The following is a 1,029-nucleotide window of genomic DNA, read 5'->3' on the forward strand; positions in this document are numbered from 1 at the left end:
CGACGACGATCTTCGCCGAGGTGGTGGCGCGGCTGGGGGCGGCCGCGTTAGAGCTTGCGAAGTCCACTGAGGACCCTTTCGAGCAGCGTGACGTCGGGCTGGTTGCCGGATTCGCCGCCGGCAGCGGGCTGGTGGATGGTCACGAGACCGGCTTCGGCCAGGTCCGCGACGAGGATCCGGGCCACTCCCAGCGGGATGGTGAGCAGGGCGGAGACCTCGGCGATGGACTTGACCTCGGTGCACAGGGTGCAGATCCGCTGGTGCTCCGGGAGCAGTCCGGCCAGCCGGACCGGGTCGACACTGGCCGAGACCAGGGCCTCCAGGGCGAGTTCGTAGCGGGGCCGGGTCCGGCCGCCGGTCATCGCGAACGGGCGGATCAGCGGACCGGAGTCCTGGCCGTCCTCGTCCTCGTGCTGGCCGAAGTCCTCCTGGTACCGGGCGTTGTCGCGTTCGGGGAACGCCTCCGGCCCCGGATGGCCCGGCGGGCCCTCGTCCGGGCGGCCGAACGGCCCGGAGTCCCGGAACGGCTGCTGGGGCCGGTCCTGGTACGGCTGGTCCTGGTACGGCTGCTGCTGCCCGTACTGCTGCTGGGCACCGGGCTGCGGCTGGGCGAAGTACTGCTGCTGCGGCGGGTACTGCTGCCCGTGGCCGACGCCGGGCACGCCGAAGGCGTCATGGCCGGTGCCGGGATACGGGACGCCGTACTGGCCGCTGCGGTCGTCGGGCGGTGTCACGGTTCCTCTCCTCACAGGGTGCGGCGGTGCGGTGCTGGTCCGGGACAACTGCGCCCGGGCCGGTGGTGCGAAGGCCGTACAACGCCCGAACCCGGGTCCCTCGCGGGCACCGGCGGCGGTTGGCCGGCGGTGCCCGCGAGGGACCCGGGACGGGCAATGAGGTCTTTCGAATACCAGGACGGTATCCGACGAACCGTCAGTGCAGGAGACTGCCCTGGAGTTCCGCGCGCAGCGCGGGGGTGAGGACGGCTCCGGCGCGGTCGACGAGGAGGGCCATCTCGTAGCCCACCAGACC

1 protein-coding gene and 1 pseudogene are annotated in these 1,029 nt (G+C 72.5%); both read right to left on the minus strand.

Features of this window, described 5'->3' with window-relative positions:
* Positions 1–47: 47 nt before the first annotated feature.
* Entirely contained in the window at positions 48–734 is a 687-nt protein-coding gene (locus AB0D08_RS40875) for a DUF742 domain-containing protein (protein ID WP_233289256.1), read from the minus strand.
* Between the two features lie 196 nt (positions 735–930).
* Positions 931–1,029, minus strand: a pseudogene (locus AB0D08_RS40880) (roadblock/LC7 domain-containing protein); the annotation flags it as partial.

The sequence above is a fragment of the Kitasatospora sp. NPDC048540 genome (assembly GCF_040651175.1).
Lineage (GTDB): Bacteria > Actinomycetota > Actinomycetes > Streptomycetales > Streptomycetaceae > Kitasatospora.